This is a genomic window from Fibrobacter sp., assembly GCF_045131395.1.
Taxonomy (GTDB): Bacteria; Fibrobacterota; Fibrobacteria; order Fibrobacterales; family Fibrobacteraceae; genus Fibrobacter.
In genome coordinates this window covers 250,150-273,728 of record NZ_JBGUQY010000024.1, presented here as the reverse complement: position 1 = coordinate 273,728, position 23,579 = coordinate 250,150, and the positions used below count along the sequence as shown (strand labels likewise).

23 protein-coding genes are annotated in these 23,579 nt (G+C 53.7%); 6 read left to right on the top strand and 17 right to left on the bottom strand.

Going from position 1 to position 23,579, the window contains the following annotated elements; translation table 11 throughout:
- Positions 1–57 precede the first annotated feature (57 nt).
- Genes ACJMNB_RS07720 through ACJMNB_RS07685 form a run of 8 tightly spaced genes read right to left on the bottom strand, consistent with a single transcriptional unit; the run spans position 58 to position 6,466 of the window.
- Positions 58–852, bottom strand: a complete 795-nt coding sequence (locus tag ACJMNB_RS07720) for an ABC transporter ATP-binding protein (RefSeq protein WP_405340932.1) — start codon at positions 850–852, stop codon at positions 58–60.
- Positions 853–872: 20 nt separating this feature from the next.
- Complete coding sequence (locus ACJMNB_RS07715; RefSeq protein WP_405340929.1) at positions 873–1,751, bottom strand: MlaE family ABC transporter permease; 879 nt, start codon at positions 1,749–1,751, stop codon at positions 873–875.
- The gene (gene yihA, locus ACJMNB_RS07710; protein ID WP_405340926.1) at positions 1,732–2,415 is read right to left on the bottom strand and encodes a ribosome biogenesis GTP-binding protein YihA/YsxC; all 684 of its coding nucleotides are present in this window, start codon (positions 2,413–2,415) and stop codon (positions 1,732–1,734) included. The genes ACJMNB_RS07715 and yihA overlap by 20 nt, the downstream gene beginning before the upstream one ends.
- Entirely contained in the window at positions 2,412–3,008 is a 597-nt protein-coding gene (gene recR, locus ACJMNB_RS07705) for a recombination mediator RecR (protein WP_405340923.1), read from the bottom strand. Before recR ends, yihA begins: the two co-directional genes overlap by 4 nt.
- Entirely contained in the window at positions 2,998–4,233 is a 1,236-nt protein-coding gene (locus ACJMNB_RS07700) for an EAL and HDOD domain-containing protein (RefSeq protein WP_405340920.1), read from the bottom strand. Before ACJMNB_RS07700 ends, recR begins: the two co-directional genes overlap by 11 nt.
- A gap of 3 nt (positions 4,234–4,236) precedes the next feature.
- On the bottom strand, positions 4,237–5,076 hold the full coding sequence (gene hisG / locus ACJMNB_RS07695) for an ATP phosphoribosyltransferase (protein ID WP_405340917.1): 840 nt from the start codon (positions 5,074–5,076) through the stop codon (positions 4,237–4,239).
- A complete protein-coding gene (gene hisE / locus ACJMNB_RS07690; protein WP_014545870.1) occupies positions 5,073–5,333 on the bottom strand; it encodes a phosphoribosyl-ATP diphosphatase in 261 nt (86 codons plus the stop codon). Before hisE ends, hisG begins: the two co-directional genes overlap by 4 nt.
- Before the next feature lie 44 nt (positions 5,334–5,377).
- Positions 5,378–6,466, bottom strand: coding sequence for a GGDEF domain-containing protein (locus ACJMNB_RS07685; protein WP_405340914.1), 1,089 nt, complete (start codon positions 6,464–6,466; stop codon positions 5,378–5,380).
- 162 nt (positions 6,467–6,628) lie between these two features.
- On the opposite strand from ACJMNB_RS07685, the gene ACJMNB_RS07680 reads away from it, so the two are divergent.
- The 4 genes from ACJMNB_RS07680 (at position 6,629) to ACJMNB_RS07665 (ending at position 10,620) form a co-directional block, all read left to right on the top strand.
- Positions 6,629–7,138 (top strand): DivIVA domain-containing protein, encoded by a 510-nt coding sequence (locus tag ACJMNB_RS07680; protein WP_405340911.1) that lies wholly within the window; start codon positions 6,629–6,631, stop codon positions 7,136–7,138.
- Positions 7,139–7,144: 6 nt separating this feature from the next.
- Positions 7,145–7,366: a DUF167 domain-containing protein gene (locus ACJMNB_RS07675; RefSeq protein ID WP_405340908.1), complete on the top strand. Its 222-nt coding sequence runs from the start codon at positions 7,145–7,147 to the stop codon at positions 7,364–7,366.
- A gap of 61 nt (positions 7,367–7,427) precedes the next feature.
- A complete protein-coding gene (locus ACJMNB_RS07670) occupies positions 7,428–9,713 on the top strand; it encodes an HD domain-containing phosphohydrolase (RefSeq protein ID WP_405340905.1) in 2,286 nt (761 codons plus the stop codon).
- A 13-nt stretch (positions 9,714–9,726) separates the two neighbouring features.
- Positions 9,727–10,620 carry a flavodoxin gene (locus ACJMNB_RS07665; protein WP_405340902.1) on the top strand — a complete coding sequence of 298 codons (894 nt, stop codon included), beginning with the start codon at positions 9,727–9,729 and terminating at the stop codon, positions 10,618–10,620.
- A 56-nt stretch (positions 10,621–10,676) separates the two neighbouring features.
- Here the strand turns inward: ACJMNB_RS07665 and metH are convergent, their stop codons facing one another.
- Positions 10,677–14,327: a methionine synthase gene (metH, locus tag ACJMNB_RS07660; protein ID WP_405340899.1), complete on the bottom strand. Its 3,651-nt coding sequence runs from the start codon at positions 14,325–14,327 to the stop codon at positions 10,677–10,679.
- A 129-nt stretch (positions 14,328–14,456) separates the two neighbouring features.
- Positions 14,457–15,704: an FISUMP domain-containing protein gene (locus tag ACJMNB_RS07655; RefSeq protein ID WP_405340896.1), complete on the bottom strand. Its 1,248-nt coding sequence runs from the start codon at positions 15,702–15,704 to the stop codon at positions 14,457–14,459.
- A gap of 240 nt (positions 15,705–15,944) precedes the next feature.
- Between ACJMNB_RS07655 and ACJMNB_RS07650 the strand changes: the two genes are divergently transcribed.
- Positions 15,945–16,553, top strand: a complete 609-nt coding sequence (locus ACJMNB_RS07650; protein WP_405340893.1) for a hypothetical protein — start codon at positions 15,945–15,947, stop codon at positions 16,551–16,553.
- 212 nt (positions 16,554–16,765) lie between these two features.
- Positions 16,766–17,440, top strand: coding sequence for a BRO family protein (locus ACJMNB_RS07645; protein WP_405340890.1), 675 nt, complete (start codon positions 16,766–16,768; stop codon positions 17,438–17,440).
- 46 nt (positions 17,441–17,486) lie between these two features.
- Here ACJMNB_RS07645 and ACJMNB_RS07640 read toward each other — a convergent pair whose 3' ends face one another.
- The 7 genes from ACJMNB_RS07640 to ACJMNB_RS07610 all read right to left on the bottom strand — a co-directional run bounded on the left by ACJMNB_RS07640 (position 17,487) and on the right by ACJMNB_RS07610 (position 23,579).
- Entirely contained in the window at positions 17,487–18,629 is a 1,143-nt protein-coding gene (locus ACJMNB_RS07640) for a CobW family GTP-binding protein (protein ID WP_405340887.1), read from the bottom strand.
- Positions 18,630–18,651: 22 nt separating this feature from the next.
- Positions 18,652–20,742, bottom strand: coding sequence for a TonB-dependent receptor domain-containing protein (locus ACJMNB_RS07635; RefSeq protein ID WP_405340884.1), 2,091 nt, complete (start codon positions 20,740–20,742; stop codon positions 18,652–18,654).
- Positions 20,657–21,235, bottom strand: a complete 579-nt coding sequence (locus ACJMNB_RS07630) for a hypothetical protein (RefSeq protein ID WP_405340881.1) — start codon at positions 21,233–21,235, stop codon at positions 20,657–20,659. The genes ACJMNB_RS07635 and ACJMNB_RS07630 overlap by 86 nt, the downstream gene beginning before the upstream one ends.
- A gap of 122 nt (positions 21,236–21,357) precedes the next feature.
- A complete protein-coding gene (locus ACJMNB_RS07625) occupies positions 21,358–21,624 on the bottom strand; it encodes a hypothetical protein (RefSeq protein WP_405340878.1) in 267 nt (88 codons plus the stop codon).
- Positions 21,625–21,644: 20 nt separating this feature from the next.
- Complete coding sequence (locus tag ACJMNB_RS07620) at positions 21,645–22,067, bottom strand: hypothetical protein (protein ID WP_405340875.1); 423 nt, start codon at positions 22,065–22,067, stop codon at positions 21,645–21,647.
- A gap of 1 nt (position 22,068) precedes the next feature.
- Entirely contained in the window at positions 22,069–22,920 is an 852-nt protein-coding gene (locus tag ACJMNB_RS07615; RefSeq protein ID WP_405340872.1) for a metal ABC transporter permease, read from the bottom strand.
- A gap of 2 nt (positions 22,921–22,922) precedes the next feature.
- Entirely contained in the window at positions 22,923–23,579 is a 657-nt protein-coding gene (locus ACJMNB_RS07610; RefSeq protein WP_405340869.1) for a metal ABC transporter ATP-binding protein, read from the bottom strand.

The following is a 23,579-nucleotide window of genomic DNA, read 5'->3' as shown; positions in this document are numbered from 1 at the left end:
GTATAATGGTTAATTTCTCATTTGTCATTTCACGCTTCACATGGACGCGTAGCGGCTTTATCCGCTGGTGCGCAAATCTCGGAACAGTTCCTTGGAAATGTCCGTGTCGGAGTTCAGCCAGTATTCGAAGGGCTTGGGCTCGGTCAATGTCTTGCGGTGCAAGAAACAGATGTTGCAGTCCAGTTCCTTGGAAATCATCAAGTCGTGGGTCACGATCAGGATGGTGGTTTTGAACAACGTACGCATGTTGTCGATCAGCGGCAGCAGATTGCGGCGGTTATAGTTGTCAAGACCTGCGGTAGGTTCGTCCATCAGCAAAAGCTTAGGATCCATGGCCCAGCTACGGGCGATGGCTACACGTTTTTGCATGCCTGTACTGAGCATGTGAGGGTAAAGGTCGGCTTCGTCGCGCACACGCATCAGGTCCATGGCCATGTTGATCTTGTCTTCGATTTCGCTGGGCGTTCCCATTTTGTGGTAACGGAGCGGCAAGCCGATGTTGTCGCGGACCTTGAGATTAGAAATCAGGGCCCCGTTCTGGAACACCATTCCCACCTGGCGCTTGGCCACTTCCAGGGCCGTCAACTTTTCGGGCGGAATGTATTCGCCGAAGTAATAAATGTTTCCGCGGGTGGGGCGGGTGAGCCCTGCGATGATTCTTAAAAGGGCGCTCTTTCCCTGACCGGACGGACCGCCGATGCAAATGGTTTCGCCGCGCATCACCGAAAGGTTGACATCGGAAATCAATTCCTTTTGCGGGTCCATTTCGATGCCTCTGAAATAACCCAAAATCCTCGGCTTGGAGAACATGGCTCCTGCGAGGTCATTGTAGGCGAGGTGGATATCCTCCATTCTTAGGGCTTCGTCAAACATTAGATTAGCGTCGAGAGGTTGTTCATGTAGTCAACAAAATAGAATACGGAAAGAATCACATCGGCAACGACAACGTACAGGAATGACTTGATCACGGAACGGGAAACCGCCTTGGGCACCTGGCGCACGTCGCGCTGGATGTTCAGCGCCTGGTAGCAGGCGTTGGTGGTAATGATCGCTCCGAACGTAAGGGGCTTTAGAATGATGAAAATAAAGTCGGTAATCGTAATGGCATTCAGGATTTCGGTACTCAGGTAAGACCAGGTGAGCTGAATGTTCATTATGTTGCCTGTGATAATGATAGCACCCTTGGTAACCAGGTAGCCTGCAAAAATGGCGCTGGCACTAAAGAAAATGTTCATGATGAACATGGCGATGCAACCGCCGACGAGGCTGGGCATGACCAAGAAACGGATGGGGTTGACGCCCATGGTGGCCAGTGCATCCACTTCGGAATTGATGACCATGCTCCCGATATAGGTCGTAAGGGATGACCCGCTTCGGCCGGCGATCAAGAATGCGGTAAGGATGGGTCCCAGTTCTCGGATAATCACCACCACGATCATGCTTCCCACGAAGTCGGCGAAGCCTATCTTGCTCATCATGGAGATCACTTCGATGATGACGATTGTTCCGAACAAGGTGGCCACTATAAAGAGAATGGGGAAGATTTCGACTGCCGTAAAGAAGGTCTGCATGATGATGTTACGGGAGTCGGTCTTGAGACTGCGATTCTTGGAGAATATACTAGCGATAGCCCTGCAGAACAGGGCGATTTGCTGGCCGAAAGGGCGGCGCAACAAGAACAAGCCCAGCAAATGAAACGCCTTTGCGGGGAGCGTGAATCTTTGCCAGTTTCTACGAACCCTTACTTTCATCGTTTTGTTCTATCGCTTCCAAAATATTGTGCCACAATTCTCCCAGTCCGAATTTCTTCAGGGAACTCACGCTCAGGGGATTCTGGTCTAGCCCGAATTTCTCCTTGATGCTGCGGAGTCCTTTTGCAAGTTCCGACTGGTTTGCCTTGTCGCGTTTGCTAGCAACGATCAGCACGGGGCAACCGGTGGCCCGGATGGCTTCTACTGTCTCGATATCGATAGCGTGGCCGCCGTGGCGCACGTCTACCAGATAAACGAGTCCTTTCAGGTCTTTACACTTTTCCACGTATTCGCGGATAAAGTCTGCCATCTGGTCGCGTTTGCTGTTGCTGACTTTTGCAAAGCCTACACCTGGTAAATCTACTAGAAAAAACTTCCCGTTGACTTTGAAAAAATTCAATTCGCGGGTTTTTCCGGGGGTTCTACCCACTTTTACAAGGTCTTTTCGGCCCATCAGGGCGTTCATGAGCGAAGACTTGCCCACGTTGGAGCGTCCGAGGAAGGCAATTTGCGGGAGCCTTTCTTCGGGGAGGTGCTTGATGCTGGTGGAACCCTTGACGAATTCGGCAGAGACGATCTTGTAGTCCCCTACCATGACAGGGCTGTGGTGGACAGTCTTGGGCGGTAGATTTGCCTTTGTCCCTTTCGGAGCATTTTCGGTCATAAGCTGACTCTCCCTTCGAATGCGCGGAGCATGGTGACTTCGTCTACAAATTCAAGGTCCGAACCCATGGGGATTCCGCGGGCCAGTCGCGTGCGCTTGACGTTTACGCCTGCCAGCATGTGGTCGAGCATGAGCGCGGTGCTGTCGGCTTCGGGGCTAGAACCTAGTGCAAATATAAGTTCTTCGATGCCTTCGTCCTTGATGCGCTTCACCAGTTCCGGCAAATGCAGGTGTTCGGGGCCGATGCCGTCCAGGGGCGAAATTACGCCGCCCAGCACAAAGTAGGTTCCCTTGTAGATGCCCGAGCGTTCAAAGGGAACGATGTCGGAGCTCTTTTCTACCACGCAAATGCACTTGGCGCCTTCGCGGGCCTTGCACACCGGGCAAAGGTCCTCGTCGGTAAAGGCGTAGCAGCGGGGGCAGGGGTGAACGTTCCTTTTGGCGTTCAGCAGGTTCTCCGAAAAGCGTTCCACGTCGCCTTCGTTTTTGGAAAGAATATGATACGCAAGCCTTCGGGCGGTCTTCTGCCCGATTCCGGGGAGCGATGAAAATTCCCCGATTAACGCTTCAAGACTTTGCGGCTCAATGTTCATTGGCAAAACTGTAGGATTCGGTGAGACAGAGTTTCAGTTGGGCGAAATGGATGCCTTCTTCCTTGAGGCAAGCCTGGATAGAATCCCGGTCGTCCAGTTCCACGGCGTCGGCAAGGCGTAGCAACGTGCCGAGGCGGCCCGTGCGGTTGAGGAGGGCGTCCTGCATTTCGTCGTCGGTAGGGGCGTCCGGCAAGATGGTCTCTAGCGGGGCGCGTACGAGGGCGTCCATACGGCTGATGAGTCCCACCATGAATGCCTTGGCGCAGAAGTCGTCGTTGTTCTCGTCGATGGTGCGGGCGAGGCTTTCCATGAACTTTGCGCGGTGACTTGCGTTCTGGAACAGGGGCGAGGCTTGCGGAGTCATGCCGAGCTCGGGGCGGGCGTACAGCATGAGCATGAGCCATTCCTGGATGCGGCGCATGCCCACCCACACGATGGCGTCCTTGACGTTTTCGATGCGGCTGTGACTGGTCTGGGAGTCGGAGTTCACGAACCGGAGCAGGTTCTGGGCGATGTCTTTGTGCTTGGAAAGACTATCGACCATGTCTTCGAGACTTGGGCGGGACTTGATGCGGAGCAGGAGCTGCAGCAGCGTTGCCGAGGTGGCGTCGATTTTACGACCGGTCACCAGTTCCGGCTTTGCAAAGAAGAAACCCTGGAAATAATCGTAGCCTGCTTCTTCGCAGCGCTTGAAGGTGGCCTCGTCTTCCACCTTTTCGGCCAGGAGCTTGACCCCCATGGTCTTGAAGAAGGTGGCGGCGGCGTTCATGGATTCCTGCGAGTTGTCCACCACGTCCATCTTCACGTAGCTGATGTAGGGGAACAGGGGCTTGAACCGGGTGATGAATTCGTCGTTGAAGATGAAGTCGTCCAGGGCAAGCTCGAAACCCAGGGCCCTGTAGCGCTGGACGGCCTTGACGATAGCCTCGTCCACTTCTACGTCTTCGAGAACCTCGAGTACGAAGTACTTGGGGTTCAGAAGCCCGAACAGGTTGTCCAGCAGCATGTTGCGGCTGCAGTTCACGAAGGCCTTGTTGTTGCCGATGAGGCGCTCGATACCGATGTTGTTCAGTACGTTTTCGAGCACCTGCGCCGTGGCGAGCACGTCGCTTGCAATGATGGCGATGTCGCTTTCGGGCGAGTCGCGGAACAACAGCTCATACGCGTAAATCTTACCCTCGCGGTCGAGGATAGGCTGGCGTGCTAAGTAAGCAAGTGTTTGCATGTCTTAGATACGGGCGCTCTTGATCCCGAACAGGAGAATGCTGCGTGCGCCTGCGTCCCAAAGCTTGTCCATGATGGCGTTAGCTTCTTCTTGCGGGACCATGGCCTTCACGGAATACCATTCGCGGCCGTGGAGCTTGGTCACCGTCGGGGCATCGAGGCCCGGCGTAAGTTCGCATGCCTTCTGGAGGAGTTCAGCCGGGCAGTCGTACTCGATCATCATGTACGACTGGGCAACCAGCTTGCCCTCGATGCGGCGGATCAGCGTGTGGACTTCTTCCAGTTCGGTCTTCTGCGGGTTGCAGAACAGGGCTGCATTGCTGCGGAACAGCGGTTCGCCCACGATACGGAGTCCAGCCTGCTTGAGAGTCGTGCCGGTTTCTACCACGTCGACAATGGCGTCTGCCACGCCGAGGCTCACGGAGATTTCGACGGCGCCTTCCAGCACCACGAAATTCATGTCCTTCTTGTAGTAGCCTTCCACGATATGCGGGAAGCTGGTAGCGATGGTAGCGTTCTTGAGTTCTTCAAGGGACTGCACCGGGCTTTCGTTGGGCACGGCGGCGCACATCTTGGAGGCGCCATAGGGCAGGTCGAGAACCTTGACTGCCGGGCTCTTGGCTTCGGCGTTAAAGTCGATACCCGTGATGCCGGCGTCGATAATGCCGCGGCCCACGTACATGGGGATGTCGCTGGGGCGCAAGAAGAAGAATTCGATTCCGTTCTTGGTGTCCAGCTGGGTCAAAGTCTTGTAGGGCTTGGAGGCCTTGTAACCGCAAGCCTTCAAAAGTTCCTGGGTGGGCTCAAAGAGCATGCCCTTGTTGGGGAGAGCTACCTTAATCATAGTTTAGCGTACACTTCTTCGAGGGTGAGACCTTTTTCGGCCATCATTACGGCCACATAGTAGAGAACCTGGGAAAGTTCCAGGCACTGGGCGTCGCGGCTTTCAAAGCGGGCGGCCATCCAGCTTTCGGCGGCTTCTTCGACGAGCTTCTTGCCAATGCCGTGGGGACCCTTCTTGAAAAGTTCCGTGGTGCCCTTACCTTCGGGCATGTCTTTCTTGCGCTGGCAGGCCAGTGCGTACATTTCTTCGAATGTCATAATGGACCTCTTTAATTTTTTTTCAGAGGTAAAGATAGAAAAACTTAGTTTTCTACCATGTTGCGAATCTGGTTCTTGCCTTGGTTTTTGGCAGAAACCACCAGCTCGTCTACTCGGAAAAGGAGCTGGTTCACGTCGGCTGCCGATTTGGCGTAGCAGGGGAGCAACCCGCCGCTTATGGTAAGCCTGAGTTCGGGATGTTCCTCGAATGTAACTTGGCGGACGGACTTGCGGATAGATTCGACCTTTGAATAGGCTTCTACTTCGGAGCCTGCGCTGATAAGGTAGATGAACTTTTCGCAACCGTAGCGGGCGACGCATTCGCCGGCGGATTCATCGCCGACTTTCTGGATTAGCTCGCCTATGGTGCAAATCACCTTGTCGCCGAAGGTATGGTCGTACTTGGTGTTAACTTGTTTAAAATTATCCAAGTCAAACATGGCGATAAAGTAGTCGTTGCGGTGTTTCCAGACTCGTTCTTCCAGGAACTTGAGCAAGTATCTACGATTGTACAGGCCCGTAAGGGAATCCCTGACGGCCAGGTAGTCCAACCGGGCTACCAGTTTTTCGCTTTTTTCGCGCTCCTGCACGTATGCCATCAAGGAGAAGGAACCTACGGCAAAGAGCGTGATGCCAGTCAGAATGTGGGTGACCAGAATGTCGAGGAAGGCTCCGTCGCGGTCAAGGGTGGTGTAGAGGATGTCCGGTTTTTTCCAGGACATGTAGATAACGGCGGCCTGGACCAACAGCGAGACGATAAAGGAAATGTTCTTTGCGCGTCCGCGGACCGCAAAGGCGATCAACGCAAGCGAGGTGATGCAGTACAGGGGCATGCCGCTAGTAATGCCGCCGCAGAACAGGAACAGGAGGGGCATTAAAAAACAGGTGAGCGCACAGCACATGACCAGGTAGCACTGGTTATATAGCGAGGTCTTTACGGCTACGAAGGCGATGACAAAGCAAAGCAACGTACATCCGAGGCTGGCCAAGGATGCGGAGGCATTGATGCCCTCGTAAATGGTAAAGACGGCAGAACAGGTCGCTACTACGGTAACAACCACTAAAATCGACCAGAACATTTTACGTTCCAGTGTGTCCTGCGCCCCCCAGAAGTTTTTCAGGAACTTAATCATAAACGTTGTTAATAAAATATAACATGATAATTCTAAAACAGGACTGGGCGAATCACCATTTTATATCTTATTTTTTTGTGACTTTGACACCGCTGTTTGCAAGTTGTTATATTTCGGATGTCGCTAAAGGCGGCAAATTTCCACTTTTTTGCAGGTTTTAGTATGGAACTTACACCTTTGGATATTCGAAACCAGAACTTCCACAAGAAAAATTTCGGTGGAATCGATCCCGAAGAAGTCAAGGCTTTTCTGGAAACGGCGGCCAATGCCTTTGAACAGATGTCCAGGGACAAGACCGACCTTACCGAACGTTTGAAGGTTGCCGAAGAACGAGTGAATTACTATCGCCAGATCGAAAAGACCATCCAGGACGCCGTGGTGACCATGCAGCGTACCGTGGACGAGGTCAAGGCTACTGCAGAAAAAGAAGCCGAAATTATCGTTGCCGAAGCCAAGGCCAGAGCGGTCCGCGAGGTGGAGTCCACCAAGAAAGAGGCCGAAGAGCTCCGCATGGAAATTGAACAGCTCAAGCAGTTGCGTACAAACTATTTTATCCGCTGCCGTGCGCTTATCAAGGGCCAGGAAGACTTGCTCTCTGCCATGGAAAACGACCAGCGCATGCAAGAAGAGCTCAGGGCTCGCCCGGCGGCCCCGGGAAATGTGCTCGCCTAGTACTTTATGAGAATCAACATCAAGGTACATGCCCGGAGCAAGCGCGAAAGCGTGGTAGAGCTCCCCGACGGCAGCTACAAGGTGGAGGTCAAGGCCCCGCCTGTGGATGGAGCGGCGAACGAGGCCATCTGCGAACTCCTGGCCGAGCACTTTCATGTGCATAAACGGGATGTTTCGGTGGTCTCGGGGGCTACAAACAACAAAAAAATAGTGGAAATTATAAAATAGGACCGGCAAGGGTCCTTTTTTTAATTATTTTATTTGTGCTAAGAAGGATGTATTGGTCCATATGAGAAAGATTGATTTTGAAAATGGGTCTAATTTAAAAAGCGTAATACTGCTGATTATTGCTGGTTTGCTGCTCAATGTCTTGCCGGCAAAGCTTGCGCTAACCCTGGAACTGCCTCTTTACCTGGATTGCTTGGGGACAATCCTTACTGCCATGCTGGGTGGTAACCTTCCGGCTGTTATAGTCGGCTTCGCCTCCAACGCCATCAACGGAATTTCGGACCCGGTGACCATGTTCTACGGGGTCATTAGCATTTTCATTGCTGCCCTGGCCACCTTCTTTTACCACCAGCGGTTCTTCAAGAATATCCCGCGCCTGTTCGTGGTAATTATTTCTTTCGCCCTGATTGGCGGCGGTATCGGTTCCATCTTTACCTATTTCTTGTTCGGGTTCAATTTTGGCGAAGGCATTTCGGCTCCCTTCGCTATCGCCTTCCACGAAGTTTTCGGCTGGAGCAAGTTTAGTTCGCAGCTCTGGGCCGACATCGTCCTGGACTTCTTTGACAAGGGCGTCGTGGTGATTGCGGCGGTATTCCTTTTCCGCTTTATTCCCCGTGTCGTCAAGAACCACCTGAACAAGGTGTTCCTGCGCGTCAACAACAACGAAGTGGCTAAGCACATGGTGCGCTATTCCTTGCTTCGCAAGGTGGTGTACATGGTGATTGTTGCCGAAGTGCTTTTGGGTGGCCTAGCCAGTACGATTGGCTTTTTCCTGTATCGTGAAAATTCCATCAATAATTTTATCAGTGTGGCAAACGGCGTGACCAGGGCCGCCTCTACGGCTATCGACCCCGACAAGATTGACTACTATATGAGTCAGGGCTTTGAAGACGAGGATTACGCCTTCATCAGTAAGATCCTGTACGCCATTAGGGAAAGCTTCCCCCAGACCAAGTACCTGTACGTGTACAAGATTCTGCCGGACGGCTGTCATGTGGTGTTCGACCTGGATACCGATGGCGAACCGGGGGGTAGACCGGGCGATGTGGTGGAGTTCGACCCGAGTTTTGAACCCTATTTGCCGACGCTTTTGGCGGGTGGCGAAATTGACCCCATTGTCTCTGACGACAAGTATGGCTGGTTGTTGACGGTCTACAGGCCCATTCGCAATTCCTCGAACAAGACGGTAGCCTATGTGGCAGCGGATATTTCCATGGAGGCAATTATCCGCGAAGAGGCAGTATTCTTTATCAAGATGCTTTCGCTGTTCTTCGGCCTCTCCATTATCATTATGAGTATTGTGCTGGAACTGGTGAAGCGCGGGGCGGTGATTCCCATGAACCAGATGTCTGTCGCCGCCATGAAGATTGCCGCCAACACCACTCGCGCAAGCATGCTTGATACCGAAACGGTGGATCTGGAAAGCATTAGGGACAGCGTGGAACGCCTCGGAAAAATCGGGGTCAGTACCAGTGACGAAATTCAGCACCTTTATGAGTCCATCTACACGATGGCCAGCGATACCTACAACTTTATCCAGCGTGTGCAGGAACAGAACGAACGTATCCGGCGCATGCAGGAAATCATTATTATGGAATTCGCTGAAGTGGTTGAAGCCCGCGACAAGAGCACGGGTAACCACATTAAGAAGACCGCCGAATATGTGGAAGCCATTGCCCACCAGCTCAAGGCCGAAGGCAAGTTCACGGATGTGCTCACGGATGCTTACATTGAAAAGCTGAAGCGCGCCGCACCGTTGCACGATATCGGTAAGATTGCCGTGTCTGACTTGATTTTGAATAAGCCGGGCAAGCTCACGGACGAAGAATTTACCATCATGAAGAGCCACACCACCGAAGGTTGGAAGATCCTGACCAAGATGGTGGAAGATGCCGGCGATACCATCGATGCGGACTACATGGTCGAATCGATCGACATGGCCCATTACCACCACGAAAAGTGGGACGGCACGGGTTACCCGACGCATATCAAGGGCGAAGAGATTCCGCTGTCTGCAAGAATCATGGCTGTGGCCGACGTGTTCGACGCCCTTGTGGCAGAACGCGTGTACAAGAAACCCTTTACCTACGAAAAGGCGATGGCGATTATTACCGAAGGTGCGGGCAAGCATTTTGACCCGGATATCGTGGAAGCCTTTACCCATATTTCTGAAAGACTCTACGGCGCAAGAACCAAGCTGCCGCCGCAGCCACCGGAAGAAGTGATTGCGAACGCTGATGCTGCTAACGCTAACGCTGCTGCTGGTGCCGGTAATAATGGCGCCGCTGCTGCAGCTTCCAGTGGTAACAATGGTGCCGCTCCGGCTGCGGAACAGCCCAAAAGCTAAACAGGAGAACTCGATGTTTAACAAGATGAAGTTGACGGCCGCAATGTCTGTATTTGCGGCATCGCTGATGTTTACCGCCTGCAACGAGCAGGAAGCGAAAAAGGATGCGCCTGAAGCAGCCAAGGCGGAAGTCGCAGCACCTGCCCCCTCGAAGTCTGTGGTGGTGTACTACTCGCAGAACGGAGCCACCAAGAAGCTGGCTGAAATTTTCCAGAAGGCGAAGAATGCCGACGCCGTGGAACTCAAGCTTGCGACACCGTACCCGTCTACTTACGACAGCACCATTGCCGCGGTAAAGGCGGAGCGCGAAAGCAAGCAGTGGCCCGCCCTTGAAAATGCCAAGGTGGAACTCGCCAAGTACGATACGGTTTACCTGGGCTACCCGATTATGTTCGGGACTTTTACTCCGCCCATTTACACCTTCCTGGATTCCAATGACCTGAGCGGCAAGGTGGTGGTGCCTTTCTGCACTTATGGCAGCGGTGGCCGCAAGGCGAGCGCTGAAGAACTCAAGATTCTTGAACCGAATGCCAAAGTGACCCTTGCCTTCGGTATTTCCAACAAGCGCATCACGGCTGAGAATGGCGCCGAAGTCGCCACGCAAGAAGTGGAAACTTTCTTTGGGAACCTGGAAGCCGGCAAGACCGACGAAATGCTGATGGGCGGATTCTCGGAACAGCGCCCGCTGGCCGCAGAAGATTCTGCCGTATTTACCGAGGCTACCAAGGACTACGCTTACTTGGGACTCAAGCCGCTTTCTGTTTCGACCCAGGTGGTGGCCGGTACGAATTACCTGTTCGTTTGCGAGATGAAGGCCTTCGGTGGTCCGGCGGTTCAGACCAACGTGAAAATCTTCAAGCCGCTCCCGGGGAGGGGCGCGCCTGAACTGATTGTTGTCGAGAAGTAGAGAACGACGAGATAAAAATCGCGAGTTTAAAAAGGCGGGCTTGAAGCCCGCTTTTTTTAAACCTTCACGTGGAAGTAATCGATATCGGGGTGGCTGATGTAGAGACCGCTGACGGATGCCTGCGGGTACATGGCGCCGTTCTCGGTGAGGCTGATGCCCACACTGTCGAAATCGATGAGTTTTGCCACGTTGAAAATTTCCTTGATGTTCGGAAGCACGGGGTAACCGACGGCCGGGCGGATGCCCTTCCAGTTGCTTGTGCGTGCGAGTTCCTGACTCAAGTATTCTGCGCCGGCTTCGGCCAGGCGGTCGGCGACAGTCTGCATCAAGAGAACGTCGTAGTCGCTGCCGCCCTGTTCGGCTTTCAACTTTTCGAGGCGCTTCACGAAGGCGTCGCTTACGGTGACGGCGAAGGCGCCCACGATGTCGCGGAATACGTCCTTACCGGCGGGAGCGGCGAATACGCTGGCGGTATTTGCATTGGCGGGCGCCACGTAGTCGCAGAGGGCGAGGCAGGTGCCTTCGGGATTCTGCTGACGGGCGGTGCTGACTTCTACAAAGTCGGCGTCGGTGCCAGTGCGGCCCGTGTTAAAGAGGACAGAGTCTTCGGTACCGGCGGCGGGGTAGAAGGCTTGCACGGCCCGGAGAGCGTACTCGGACTTGCAAAGGCTCTTGATGAGCGCTTCGGCATCGGCCTTAAGCTTCTTGGCTTCTTCTTCTTCGGGCTTGATTTTCCATGTGAAGAAGAAGTATTCCCAACTGATAAGCGGAATGACTTTTTCGAGTGCGATGGGCGGGAGCTTGCTTTCGCCCATGAACGGCGGTTCCACCGGCTGGTACTTGCTCCAGTCGCACATATAGCGGCGTTCGACCGGAGTCTTTTCGGCAGCGGCCATGGCGTTGGCGGCTTCGGTCTTGATGCCGTTTTGCTTGTCGCGGATGCGTTGCTGCTCTTCGCGGTTTTCTTGAATGGTCTGTTCGCTGGTGGCCGGGTCGAGCAATTTCTGGACGAGGCCCGGGTTGCTAGCGGCGTCGCGCACGTGGAATACGGGACCATCATAGCACGGTGCAATCTTTACGGCAGTGTGCGTGGGCGAAGTGGTGGCGCCGCCGACGATAATCGGAATACGGAGGCCAGCGTCTTGCATGGCCTTTGCCACGGTGCACATTTCTTCAAGCGAAGGTGTAATCAGGCCCGAAAGGCTCAAAATGTCTGCCTTGTTTTCGATAGCGGCCTTCACGATCACATCTTCGGGAACCATCACGCCCAGGTCCACCATGTCGTAGCCGTTACAGGCCATAATCACAGAAACAATATTCTTGCCGATGTCGTGCACGTCGCCCTTCACGGTGGCGATCACGATCTTGCCGCGGCTCGATGCGTTGGCGTCCTTGCCGGCTTCGATGTAGGGCTGCAAGATTTCCACGGCCTTCTTCATGGTACGTGCGGTCTTCACTACCTGCGGCAAGAACATCTTGCCTTCGCCGAAGAGACGGCCCACTTCGTTCATGCCGTCCATGAGCGGGCCAGAGATGATTCCCACCGGGCTATCGCCGCGGTTGATGAGTTCCATCAAGTCGGGCTGCAAGGTTGTTGAAGTTCCCTTGAGCAAAGCTTCTTGCAAACGTTCTTCGGGCGTGGTGGGCTTTGCATCTGCGGCGGCGTTGTCGCCTGAGTCAGAGGAGGCCGCGCCGGTGCTCATGGCGAAAATCGCCTTCGGGTCGTACTTGGTGCCCGCTTCTTTTGCAGCTGCTGCGGCAGCCGTCATGCGGCTTGCAATTTCAATGAGGGCTTCGCTGGCATCCGGCTCCGTATTGTAGATGACTTCGGTAATAGCCATGCGGAGTTCCAGCGGAATCGTCTTGTATTCGATAATCGCGCTGGGGTTCATGATGGCCATGCCCATGCCGTTGGGAATCGCATAATGCAGGAAGGTGGTGTGCATCGATTCGCGCAGGTAGTTGTTCCCGCGGAATGCGAAGGAAAGGTTCGAGAGACCGCCCGAAATACGCACGCCGGGCAGGTTGTCCATGATCCAGCGGACAGCGCGGATGAAGTCGATGGCGTAGGCGTTGTGTTCGGCCATGCCGGTAGCGACTGTCAAAACGTTGGGGTCGAAGATGATGTCAGAGGGCGCAAAGCCCAGTTTCTTCACCATGATGTCGTAAGCGCGGGCGGCAATTTCCACACGGCGGTCGTAATTGGTGGCCTGACCTTCTTCGTCGAAGAGCATCACGATAACGGCTGCGCCCAAGCGCTTGATGGTAAGGGCGTGTTCAATGAATGCCTGTTCGCCCATCTTCAAGGAGATGGAGTTCACGATGCTCTTGCCCTGAATGCACTTGAGGCCCGCTTCGATGACTTCAAATCGGGAACTGTCCACCATGATAGGCACGCGGCTTACCGCCGGGTCGGAGGCAATCAAGTTCAGGAAGGTCTGCATTTCGGTGGTGGCGTCGAGGAGGCCGTCGTCCATATTCACGTCGATGACGTCGGCGCCGTCTTCCACCTGCTTGCGGGCAATGTCGAGAGCTTCGTCGTAATTCTTTTCGTTAATCAGGCGCAGGAATTTCTTGGAGCCGGCGACGTTGCAACGTTCGCCCACCTTCACAAAGTCTTCGGCGTTGCAACTGTCGGCGCCGTTACTCGGGCGCACCTGTTCCTTGAACAGCGGCTCCAAACCGGCGAGGCGGAGCAGCGGGCTAGTTGCATACTTGGGCGCGGGCTTTCTGCGTTCGTAGTCGGCAGGGAGCGCGTCCAGCATCTTGCGCATGGCGGCGATGTGTTCCGGCGTGGTACCGCAGCAGCCGCCAATCATGTTCACCAGCTTGTCGTCCAGGTAAACGCCCATCAAGCGCACCATGTCTTCGGGCGTGTCATCGTAACCGCCGAACTGGTTCGGCAAACCCGCATTCGGGTGACAGGAAATGTAGCAGGGGGCGACCTTGCCCATACGGCGCAGGTACGGCACCATACCGTCGGCACCGAGACCGCAGTTCAAACCGATGGAAAGCGGGTGCATGTGCATCACGCTCACGGCGAAGGCTTCCACCGTCTGGCCAGAAAGCGTACGGCCCGAGGCATCGCTCACCGTCATGGAGAACATGACTTCGATAGGCTTCAGGTCGGCGGCATTCTTGCCCGCGGCCACAGCATCGGCTTCGCGTTTTTCCATCACCTTGGTAAATGCGCTTGCAGCAGCCTTCGCATTCAAGGTATCAAAAATCGTTTCAATCAGAATGGCATCGACGCCTTCTTCTACCAGCACCTGAATCTGTTCCAGGTAGGCGTCTTCCAGTTCGTCAAAAGTAATGCTACGGCTGGCAGGGTCGTTCACGTCTTCGCTCATGGAGAGCATCTTGCTGGTGGGACCCACGTCGCCCAGAATATAAACCTGGCGGCCGTACTTCTTTAAACCTTCTTCGGCGGCCTGCTTCGCAATCTTCACCGCGGCTCGGTTCATTTCGGCAATGCGGTGTTCCTGGTGGTACTCGTGCTGGCTCACGCGCTGGCTCGAGAACGTGTTCGTGGTCAAGCAGTCCACGCCCGCATCCACATAGCGGCGCTGGATATCCAGGATCACGTCCGGCTTTTCGATGGAGAGCATGTCGTTATTGGCGCCCTTGATGCCGTAAGTCTGAATAACAGAACCCATGCCGCCGTCCAGCAGCATCATTTTGGATTCAAAGGCTTCGCGTAACGTCATTTTTCTACCATCATCCCGGCGTTGCAATTTTCGCCATGTTTATGCGTTTATTTGATTTTATGCATAAATATAGAAAATACCGATGGCCCTTCCAAGAGTCATTTCGGGAATGTTGGGGGCTTTGGAGGGTTATTCCTGGCTTCCGAAGCCGTCGGAACTATCGCTGTTCGTCTCTTCCGGGGTATCGACCCCTTCCAGGCAGCGCACAAAATGGTAGTCTTCGTGGCAAAGCATGGCTTCGCAGTAATCGGTACCGCCAAAGCGGTAGTGCCTCAGGTGCTTGACTTCCACGTTGCCGTTTTCGTCGGGCCACAGGGGAACATCCTTTGCGTCCTTGGTCCAGTAAGAGCCGAAGGCGTAAGTCTCGCCGTATTCTTCGGTGCATTCGCCATCGTAGTAGTGGCGGGTCAGGGTAGAGAAATTCAGCCCGGTGGCATTCGTCGGGAAGAAGAATATTTCTGCATCCGTGGAATAGGCCTGGGAACCGCTCTGTTTTTCGACTTCCTGGATGGAATAGAAGGGCCTGCGGTAGGCGGCAGAGAAAAGGTCGTCGTAAGAGGCGTTTTCGGGAAGGTCCGTCTTCAGCTTTTCCAGCTCGGCAGCCTTCGGCAGGCGCCAACCCTCGGGGCAAATCCCCTCGATATCCGATTCGGGGTATTCGAGGCCGGCATCGGACGGCTGCTTGATCTTCGGAGAATCGCCTACAAAAGTGCGGCTTCCCGGAGTCTTGTAACGCATGTCCTGGGCCATCCAAGTCTGGTCGCCTATGGTAATGGTCCTGTAGACCTGGCCGTCGCGGGGGTCCGTCATCTGGCCCGTCTGCGACTTGCGGGGCATCTTGGGGAACCCCCAGAACTTGATCAGGGCGATACACACGTTGGGGTAAAGCTTTCCCGGGTAAATGTCTTCGATTTCGATGATGATCTTGAAGACGTTCTTCAAGGGCCTGTCAAAAACGATGATGTCGGCGTGGGGATTCTTGTACCCGTGCCACTTGGGCTTTGCGAGGGTGGCCACCTTTACAAGATTGTCCGTGGTGTTCAGGTAGATCTTGAGGCTCTTGGCGAGGCTGTTGTTCACGTAAGAGGCGGAGTCCCGCATGAACCCGTTGTAAAGGGTGATCTGGTCCAGGCGCTGGGCCTCTACCAGGAATTCCAGGGTGATGGACTTGTCGTTGTACTTGGCGCCCCAGACCTGATAGAAGGGGTGCACGTACTTTTTCATGACCATGTTTTCGGGCCGGAAGGTGTTCTGGCCATAGTCCGGCAAGGTCGCAGAAGCCTTGATGCCGCTAATGGGAACTGACGTTATTGCATGGGACAGCGCAACCCCCACAAAAAGGAGTAACGTTGTCAATTTAGCCGAAAACCTTTTCACGGGACACAATATATCTTTTTTTTAGCCCCCTGCGAGAACCCCGGGAATAAAAAAATTGTTTACTAAGACCCCGTTAGCATTTCGTAAGTATAACCGCACTAAATTGTTTAGCCGCACCTCTTTTTTTGATATATATTTACACCATAGGATTTCTATGTCCGAAAAACGAGAAATATCTTTCCGAAGAAATGCGGGTTGATCAACGTGTTATAGATATATTCGTATTGGGTGAAATAGAAAGTGAATGCTAAATCAAAAAATCCAACCCAAGTCCAAGTTTTTGAACTGTTGGGGCGAGCCTTGTATGCGTGCAATGTCATTGAGCTCCAATTGCGCTGGATGCACAAGCATGCCGGCGGCATTTGGATGGGCGAAACTCCTGAAGAACTTCTTAAGTCTGTAAAAAAGGCCGTAGAAAAGCAACAGAAAGACGACAAACGAATGCTCGGCTTAGTCGGTCCAGAATTAATTGATGCCATCTATACACCTCGTTGCAATAAAGACCTGGAAGCAGCAGAAAAACAGAACCTCTTTGTATTCAAAATGGATTTAAAGCTTGATCGAAAAGGCCGTTGCCGCCAAGCAAAAGCGAAATTTGCAAAATTCATTGAAGCCCGCAATTATCTCGTTCATTATTTTGCGCGAGATTACAACTTAACGGAACAGGAATCTTGCAGAAAAGCATATGATGATCTGAAAAAGAAATGCGAAATCGTTAAGGATGCGGCAGAGTTCTTCAATGAAGATTACAATGCGATGCACCGGACTATACAAGAATTTCTAGCAGAATTGCCGAAATCAATTGAAGCTCTTTCAAATAAAATTTCAAAAAGGCAAATTATGTCTTAGCAAGAATACATATAACTCGTTTGGTGATGTAAAATTTCCTTTGGCCCCTTGCCAGTTTTTGGGATAATAGGTACATTAATGCCCGACGCATCTCGCTGTACAAAGGCGAGGTGCGTTCTTTTTTTATCTGAATTTCAGATTTGAGAGAACGCCTCTAAACATCAACCGGTCACAATTTGTGACGTCACTTATTGTGACTACTTGGAGGCTATATGACCCAAAAAGAAGTAACTGCCTACTCTCAGCAGACTTTTGAGAGTATCAAGCACATCGATGAAAACGGAGCCGAATTCTGGCTTGCTCGCGAACTGCAGATTGCCCTAGAATACGCCCAATGGCGTCGGTTCCAGGAATCTGTTGAACGGGCGAAAACCGCTTGCGAAGCTAGTGGGTTGAATGTTGCGGATCATTTTGCCGACGTTGGCAAAATGATAGACCTTGCCAAAGAAGCCCAACGCGAAATCGCTGATATCAAGCTTTCCCGTTATGCATGTTACTTGATTGTAATGAATGGCGACCCTCGTAAAAAAGTTGTCGCCCTCAGTAAAACGTATTTTGCCATAATGACATGTCGGAATATCAACGGTTTGGGAATGAAGGACATCCACAAGCGCAAGGGGCTCAAGAAGAATGAACAGATTCTGGACCACATGGGGGCTACGGAACTTGCCGCGAATCTATTTCGCATTACGCAAACGGATGACAAACTTCGCCGTGAAAATATCAAGGGCAAGGAAAAGGCGAATGAAACCCATTTTGCGGTTGGCAAAAAGGTCCGTCAGACAATTGCTGAACTTGGCGGAACGATGCCCGAAAATCTCCCCACTCCAGAAAAAAGTGCGAAATTGTTGAAGAAAGAACGCTTGAAACGTGTAGCGAGGAAATAAGTAGCACTCCCGAGGTCGGGGGCCGGGGAGTGCGTGCTGTTTGCGGCTAGTCAAGGCACTTTTCGAGTTCCATTCGGATGGAATCCTTGTTGTAGCCCTTGCCGATGAAGACGACTTGGTTTTCGCGGTCGCCATAGCGTGAATCCCAGTTCTCGCGGACTTCGGGGTTTTCGGCGAGGTAGGCTTGCTTCTGGTCTTCGCGCAGGGCGTCTATCCAGAAGGATACGGGCATGACCGAGGAATTCCTGCCGGCCTGTTCGAAGAGTTGCACGTCCCTGCTGGCGTCGGAGAACCAGATGTAGCCCTTGGAACGGATGAGCTCCGAGGGGTAGCGGTTGTTGACGAAATCCATGAAGCGGGTTCTGTTGAAGGGTTGCCTGGTCTCGAAAACGAAGGATGAGATTCCGTATTCGTCTACGCAGCTGTCGCGCCTGCGGCCTGATTGCAGCAAGCTTGCGGTGGCTTTTTGAATGGCCGAGGACGATTCGATTTGGCCGTAGTTGAAGGGCTTGGTGGTCATGATCTTGTCGATATCGATGTCGCCGTTTACCGAATGGATGATCGGTGCGCGGGGCTGGAAGTCGCGTACGATGGCTTCCACTTCTTTGAGCTGGTCTGCGCTGAGCAAGTCGCACTTGTTCAAGACGATAAAGTTGCAGAACTCAATCTGGTCCACGATCAATGTGGAGATTTCTTCCTGGGAAAGATCGTATTGGTCGGCCAGGTGGTCGCGCTGTTCCTTTTTGTGTTTCAGGTCGCTGAGGAATTCGCGGTAAATGCGGTCTGCGTCTACCACGGTGACGATGGAGGTGAGGTAGACGTTTGTGTTGGGGTTGTCTTCTTCGTAGGCCAAGAAGCTTGCGCTGACGGCGCCGGGGTCGCTGATGCCGGAGGCTTCGACGAAAACGACTTCGATGGAATCCAGCTTGGAGATTTTTTCTACCTGTTCAATGAACTCGTCGCGCAGCGTGCAGCAGATGCAGCCATTTTGCAGTTCGAACATGGGGCATTCGGCGACGTTGGAACCGTTCTTTTTCAGGATTTCGGCGTCGACATTGATGCTGCCCATGTCGTTGACGATGAGGGCGACTTTGCGCTTCTCTTGCTTGAGGATGTTGTTCAAGAGAGTGGTTTTGCCGGAGCCCAGGTATCCGGTAATGAGGATGACGGGTTTCTTGCTCTTTTTCATAGTTCTCCTTTTGAGGATTGGTTTACCATTCAATTTTTGCGAGGGCGCTGAAGTTGCGGCCTTTTTCGGGCATAACCGATTTTAGGCGGGATAAGTGATTGCGTATGTCGGCGTCCAGCAGGTTGTCGCCGCGGAATACGAGGCTGTAGTGGGCGAGTGCAAGCTCCCAGCGGAATTCTAGCGATAGCCCGAGCGTGATGTAGCCGGGGGTGCGCTCCTCGTATTTGTCCACCTTGTGTTGGGCGAGGGCCATGTCGGTGTGGGCGCCGGTGCGCACGTGTTCCCAGAGGTAGGCCAGTTCGCCGTGGAACTTGAGGGGCGGAATTTGGGGCATGTCGCTCCATCGGTGACTGCTCCATTTGCTATGGCGGTAAAAGCCCCGCACGTAGCTGGCGGAGGTGGCTGCACGGAAGCCCTGCTCCGCCGCGGTTTCTACGGAGGCGCTGGCGCCATAGAGCAGGGCTTCGTCGCCCCGCACTTGGTAAATGGGCAGTAGCTGTGACCAGTTGGTGTCACCGCTGGCGCGCGGGGCGAGGTGGTTTAAAAACCACGTGCCGTATGCGGAACCGCGAACATTCAAGTACTCGCCATAAGAGCGGTACTCCAGTTCTCCTCCGTAACCACTTTCGGCATCCAGCTTGTGGTTGCCGCGCTCGTAGGTGTAGGCGGCCAGATGGGGCCCCTGGTTGTAAAGCTCTTCGATCGTGGGCGCCCGTGTGGTCCTGAATACATCCAGCGTCAGGAACTTGCCCACACCGACGCGCTGCGAGAATTCTACGTTGAATGCCCACAGGCCGAAATTCCGGTCTTCGATGGCCTCCTTGTCGGCCACCACGCTTTCGTGGGGCCTAAAGAAGGCGCCGCCCAGTCTTGCGGCTACCGTAATTTCGAGCCCCCGCCACCCACTCGTACTTGCGGCAACAAAGGCTGACGCCCCGTAGGACTGAGTCGGTGGCGTAAACACGTAGCCGCCCATTTCGATCCAGCGGCGTTCCAGTTCTGCGCCCAGGTGAATTCCAAAAAGGGGACCGAGACTTGCCAGGAGTTTTTCTAAGCGCAAGTTCTCCTGATTCACGGCAAACTCGGCCCCCACCGCCCCCTTCTTACCTTCAAATTCTTTATGATGATACCGGTTGACGCGAAGTGTGGCTTCCAGGGTGTCGCCCGGCGCAGATGCCGGCAAATAAAGGCCCCGTAGGGTCAGGTCGCGTTTTGTCAGTTCTATGTCGACACCGTTGGGATGACCGCCAATGAATCCGCCGGGAATTCCGTAGTCGCTGTTGAACCAGCGGTAAGAGGCTCCCAGGCGAAAGCGCCCCAAGGCGTACGCGGCGCCTATTGCCCCGCTTCCGTTTTCAACATCCGTATTTTCGAGGGTGCCGCCGGGCGTTTCCATGTCGCCCATCTTGCGGGCCGAAAGTTCACCCTTCAGCGATATTCCCGCTACAGATGTCGTCGTCCCCACGGCGGTTGCGTAACCCGGCTGTGCGCTTTCGAAATACCCCGTGACGTAACCATGAAACAGCGAATCGTCAAAGGGGATGTCCTTGCGTTCCACCTGCACCACGCCCCCGGCGGCAGAAAAGGAATGCAACAGAATGTGGGGACCCCGCAATACGCGGAGTCTCTGGGCGGTCAATACTTCCGAAGCTACTGCATGGTCGGGCGATGTGGCGCTCATGTCGCCGCTGAAGGCCCCGTCTTCGGTAATTTCTACATGGCTCCCCGAAAGTCCCTTGATCACAGGCCGTGCCGCCGCAGGGCCCATGGAGCGGATGGCTACATCGGGTTCGTTTTTAATGGTTTCTGCAATGGTGGTGGACATTTCCCGTTCAAGGGCGTCCTTTTTCAAGTCGTCATCTTCCCGCAGGCCGTCTAAAATGGCGTGGGTCGGTCCTTCTGTCTGTATTACCGAACTTCCCAAGTCCTGTACAAAATCTTGCGCAGAATCCTGCGCCGTAATTTCTGCAAAAGAAAGATGAAGGAAGCCCCCCAAAAGGAGGCTCCCCATGGCAGCCCTAATAAGGCTAGTGTTCATGTTCGTGCTCGTGGTCTTCGTGGTCGTGGTCATGATCATGATCATCATCGTCGTCATCATCGTGGTGATGTTCATGGAACGGGCATTCGTCTTCGTCCAATGCCTTGTCTACGACAACGCGAATTGCCGGCGTACGTGCGTCAGCATGGTCATGATGGTTCACCTTGAGAATCAAAGTGGTTTCGCCTTCCTTGACACCCTTCAGGTGGAAACCCCAGCTACCGCAGGAGTGTATATCAAGAATTTTTTCGTCGCCGATTTCCCAACCCAAGGAATGTTCGTCATCGGTGGGGGGCTCCACTTCTTTTTTCTTGTCGTCGAGGAATTTCACGTGAATGTGTTCGCTCATGCAGTTGGCATTCACATGCATCACTTCGATAGAGGAATCGGCCTTGCCGCGGTAAACGCTATAAGCAAGCTGCCAGTCACCCCAGTAAAGGTTCCAGCCTTCGGCTTCGAAATGTTCGTGCTGGTCGGTGGAGGCACTGTTGCTGTCGCCGCAGGCGGCAAAGAATACGCTAAGGATCATACCCAGAAGGGCAATGGAAAGGGATTTGATAGATTTCATGTTTCTCTCGTTTGAATACAACGGTCCTATCCGCAAAGGATTTTGCGGACAACAAGGCCAAAAACACCTGGCGATTTTTCGCGAGGCAAAAAGCAGGATGTTGCGATTAAAGTTTTAACGGATTATGCCGAGAGACAAGGGGGCCCGCGGGGCCTGTAAAAATGAATGTGCGAATTCGTCTTGCTTGCGCATTTCTGATTCGTGAGTTCGCAGATAACCACCAAAAACAGGGCGACTTCTGGCGCATTGTCGCTAATGTCGAGACCGTCTTGCACCAGGGCGCATATTGGGCAGTCCTCGTGACTGTCAAAATCGTCGTGATGGTGCTGCGCGACCGAAAGCAGTCCCGCAATCAACAAGGTGACTATGATGGTCTTCAAGAACTTCACTTTAAAATCCAGTCAAAAAACTATTCGCTTAGCAATTCCGCATTGCGTATGATGGGAAAACCGCTGCCGGCTTCGTCCTTTTCGAAATCGAAGTCGCCCGAGATGGTGATGTCGGCCCCTTCTTGCGGGTATTCGGAGGGAAACTTGCGAGGCTTGGCAAGCTCGAAGGCGAGACCCTGCGAGCAACAGGCGAGGGCGTCTTGGATGACGCAGCCGTAAAAACGGCGTTCGATTTCTTCGTCGTAGTAGCTCGAAAAGAAACCCTTCATCTTGATGTGCTTGCCGACGTATTTTTTCGGGTAAGTTACCATTTGGTAGACTTGCCCGTAGACCATGGTTCCGCTCATGCGCGAAAGGTCTATGTCGTATTTCTTGGTGCCGTCGGGCTCTTTTGCAAGCAGGGCTGCAAAGGCCAGCAAAACGGCAAGAACGATTTTAGGCAATTTAAACACCTCTGCCTTGGAACAGGCTGATCGAATAGAATAATCCGAAAGCCACAATATCCGCCGCCACGATGGTCGAACCTACGGGAGTCCCTGCGAGGATTGCAACAACGATTCCGATGAGGGAGCACACGACCGAGATGATGGCCGAGGCGACTGTTACCGCAAAGAAGCTCTTGAAAACGCGCATTGCCGAAAGCGCCGGGAACACCACCAGGGCAGACACCAGGAGGGCCCCGACCAGGTTCATGGCGAGAACGATGATGACCGCTACGATGGTTGCGATCAGCAGATTGAACAATGTGGTGTTGACACCGGTTGCCTGCGCGAAATTCTCGTCGAAGGTGATGGCAAAAATCTTGTGGTAGAAAAGAATAAATACGGCAAGGACTGCAATGGAAAGCGCCACGCACAGGTAGACTTCTTCTACACGGAGCGTGAGGATAGATGTGGAGCCGAAAAGCGTGGTACACACGTCTCCCGAAATGTTTGCCGAAGTGGAGAACACGTTCATCAGCAGGTAACCGATGGCGAGAGCGCCTACCGACACCATGGCAATGGCGGCATCCCCCTTGATGCGTGCGTTCTTGCCCGTGCAGAGCAGGAGTATGGCTACCGCCACCGTCACCGGCAAGATCAACAGCATGTTGTTCGTTATCTTGAGCACCGCCGCAATGGAGAGTGCGCCGAAGGCCACGTGGGAGAGGCCGTCGCCAATGTAGGAATAGCGCTTGAGTACCAGGGTCACGCCCAGCAGCGACGAACAGAGCGAAACCAGCACGCCCACGATAATGGCGTAGCGTACGAAAGGGAAATCCAGGTAGAACGAAAGCTTTTCAATAAGTTCAGGCATGGTTACTTCCCCTTTACCGAAATCTGGTCGAAGTTCATGACGCGGGTGGCATCGTCTAGGGCGGTGTCTACATCGTGAGTGATCATGATGACGGTCATTCCCTTCTGGTGCAGGTTTTCGATAATGCGGTACATGGTTTCGGTGGATTCGGGATCGAGACCCGTTACCGGTTCATCGAGCAGGAGCAGGCGCTCGGCGGCGCACAGGGCCCTTGCCAACAGTACGCGCTGCTTTTGGCCCCCCGAAAGCTCGCGGAAGCAGGATTTCGCGAGGCTTTCGGTACGGGTAAGCGCCATGGCCTCCATGGCGCGTTCCCGGTGCGCCTTCCTGTAGAAAGGCAGCAGCCGGTGCTTCCCCTGGAATGCCGACAGCACGATTTCTTCTACCGAGGCGGGGAAGTCTTTCTGCACGATGGTCATCTGCGGCAGGTAACCGATCTGGTTGCGCGTAAGCCCTTCGCAAAATTCGATGTTACCGGACTTGGGCGAAAGCAGTCCTGCAATCCCTCTCAAGAAAGTCGTTTTTCCGGAGCCGTTGCGGCCCACGATGCACAGGTAGTCGCCTACGTTTATATCATAGTCCAGGTCACGGACCAGGTCCTTGCTCCCGTAGCCGAGAGTGAGTTGACGACATTTGATAAGAGGGGTCGAGTTCTTCAT

Coding starts and splice junctions, on each gene's coding strand:
- ACJMNB_RS07720 (WP_405340932.1), bottom strand. CDS start 852: ATGGAGGATATCCACCTCGCCTACAATGACCTCGCAGGAGCCATGTTC.
- ACJMNB_RS07715 (WP_405340929.1), bottom strand. CDS start 1,751: ATGAAAGTAAGGGTTCGTAGAAACTGGCAAAGATTCACGCTCCCCGCA.
- yihA (WP_405340926.1), bottom strand. CDS start 2,415: ATGACCGAAAATGCTCCGAAAGGGACAAAGGCAAATCTACCGCCCAAG.
- recR (WP_405340923.1), bottom strand. CDS start 3,008: ATGAACATTGAGCCGCAAAGTCTTGAAGCGTTAATCGGGGAATTTTCA.
- ACJMNB_RS07700 (WP_405340920.1), bottom strand. CDS start 4,233: ATGCAAACACTTGCTTACTTAGCACGCCAGCCTATCCTCGACCGCGAG.
- hisG (WP_405340917.1), bottom strand. CDS start 5,076: ATGATTAAGGTAGCTCTCCCCAACAAGGGCATGCTCTTTGAGCCCACC.
- hisE (WP_014545870.1), bottom strand. CDS start 5,333: ATGACATTCGAAGAAATGTACGCACTGGCCTGCCAGCGCAAGAAAGAC.
- ACJMNB_RS07685 (WP_405340914.1), bottom strand. CDS start 6,466: ATGATTAAGTTCCTGAAAAACTTCTGGGGGGCGCAGGACACACTGGAA.
- ACJMNB_RS07680 (WP_405340911.1), top strand. CDS start 6,629: ATGGAACTTACACCTTTGGATATTCGAAACCAGAACTTCCACAAGAAA.
- ACJMNB_RS07675 (WP_405340908.1), top strand. CDS start 7,145: ATGAGAATCAACATCAAGGTACATGCCCGGAGCAAGCGCGAAAGCGTG.
- ACJMNB_RS07670 (WP_405340905.1), top strand. CDS start 7,428: ATGAGAAAGATTGATTTTGAAAATGGGTCTAATTTAAAAAGCGTAATA.
- ACJMNB_RS07665 (WP_405340902.1), top strand. CDS start 9,727: ATGTTTAACAAGATGAAGTTGACGGCCGCAATGTCTGTATTTGCGGCA.
- metH (WP_405340899.1), bottom strand. CDS start 14,327: ATGACGTTACGCGAAGCCTTTGAATCCAAAATGATGCTGCTGGACGGC.
- ACJMNB_RS07645 (WP_405340890.1), top strand. CDS start 16,766: ATGACCCAAAAAGAAGTAACTGCCTACTCTCAGCAGACTTTTGAGAGT.
- ACJMNB_RS07640 (WP_405340887.1), bottom strand. CDS start 18,629: ATGAAAAAGAGCAAGAAACCCGTCATCCTCATTACCGGATACCTGGGC.
- ACJMNB_RS07635 (WP_405340884.1), bottom strand. CDS start 20,742: ATGAACATCACCACGATGATGACGACGATGATGATCATGATCATGACC.
- ACJMNB_RS07630 (WP_405340881.1), bottom strand. CDS start 21,235: ATGAAATCTATCAAATCCCTTTCCATTGCCCTTCTGGGTATGATCCTT.
- ACJMNB_RS07615 (WP_405340872.1), bottom strand. CDS start 22,920: ATGCCTGAACTTATTGAAAAGCTTTCGTTCTACCTGGATTTCCCTTTC.
- ACJMNB_RS07610 (WP_405340869.1), bottom strand. CDS start 23,579: ATGAAGAACTCGACCCCTCTTATCAAATGTCGTCAACTCACTCTCGGC.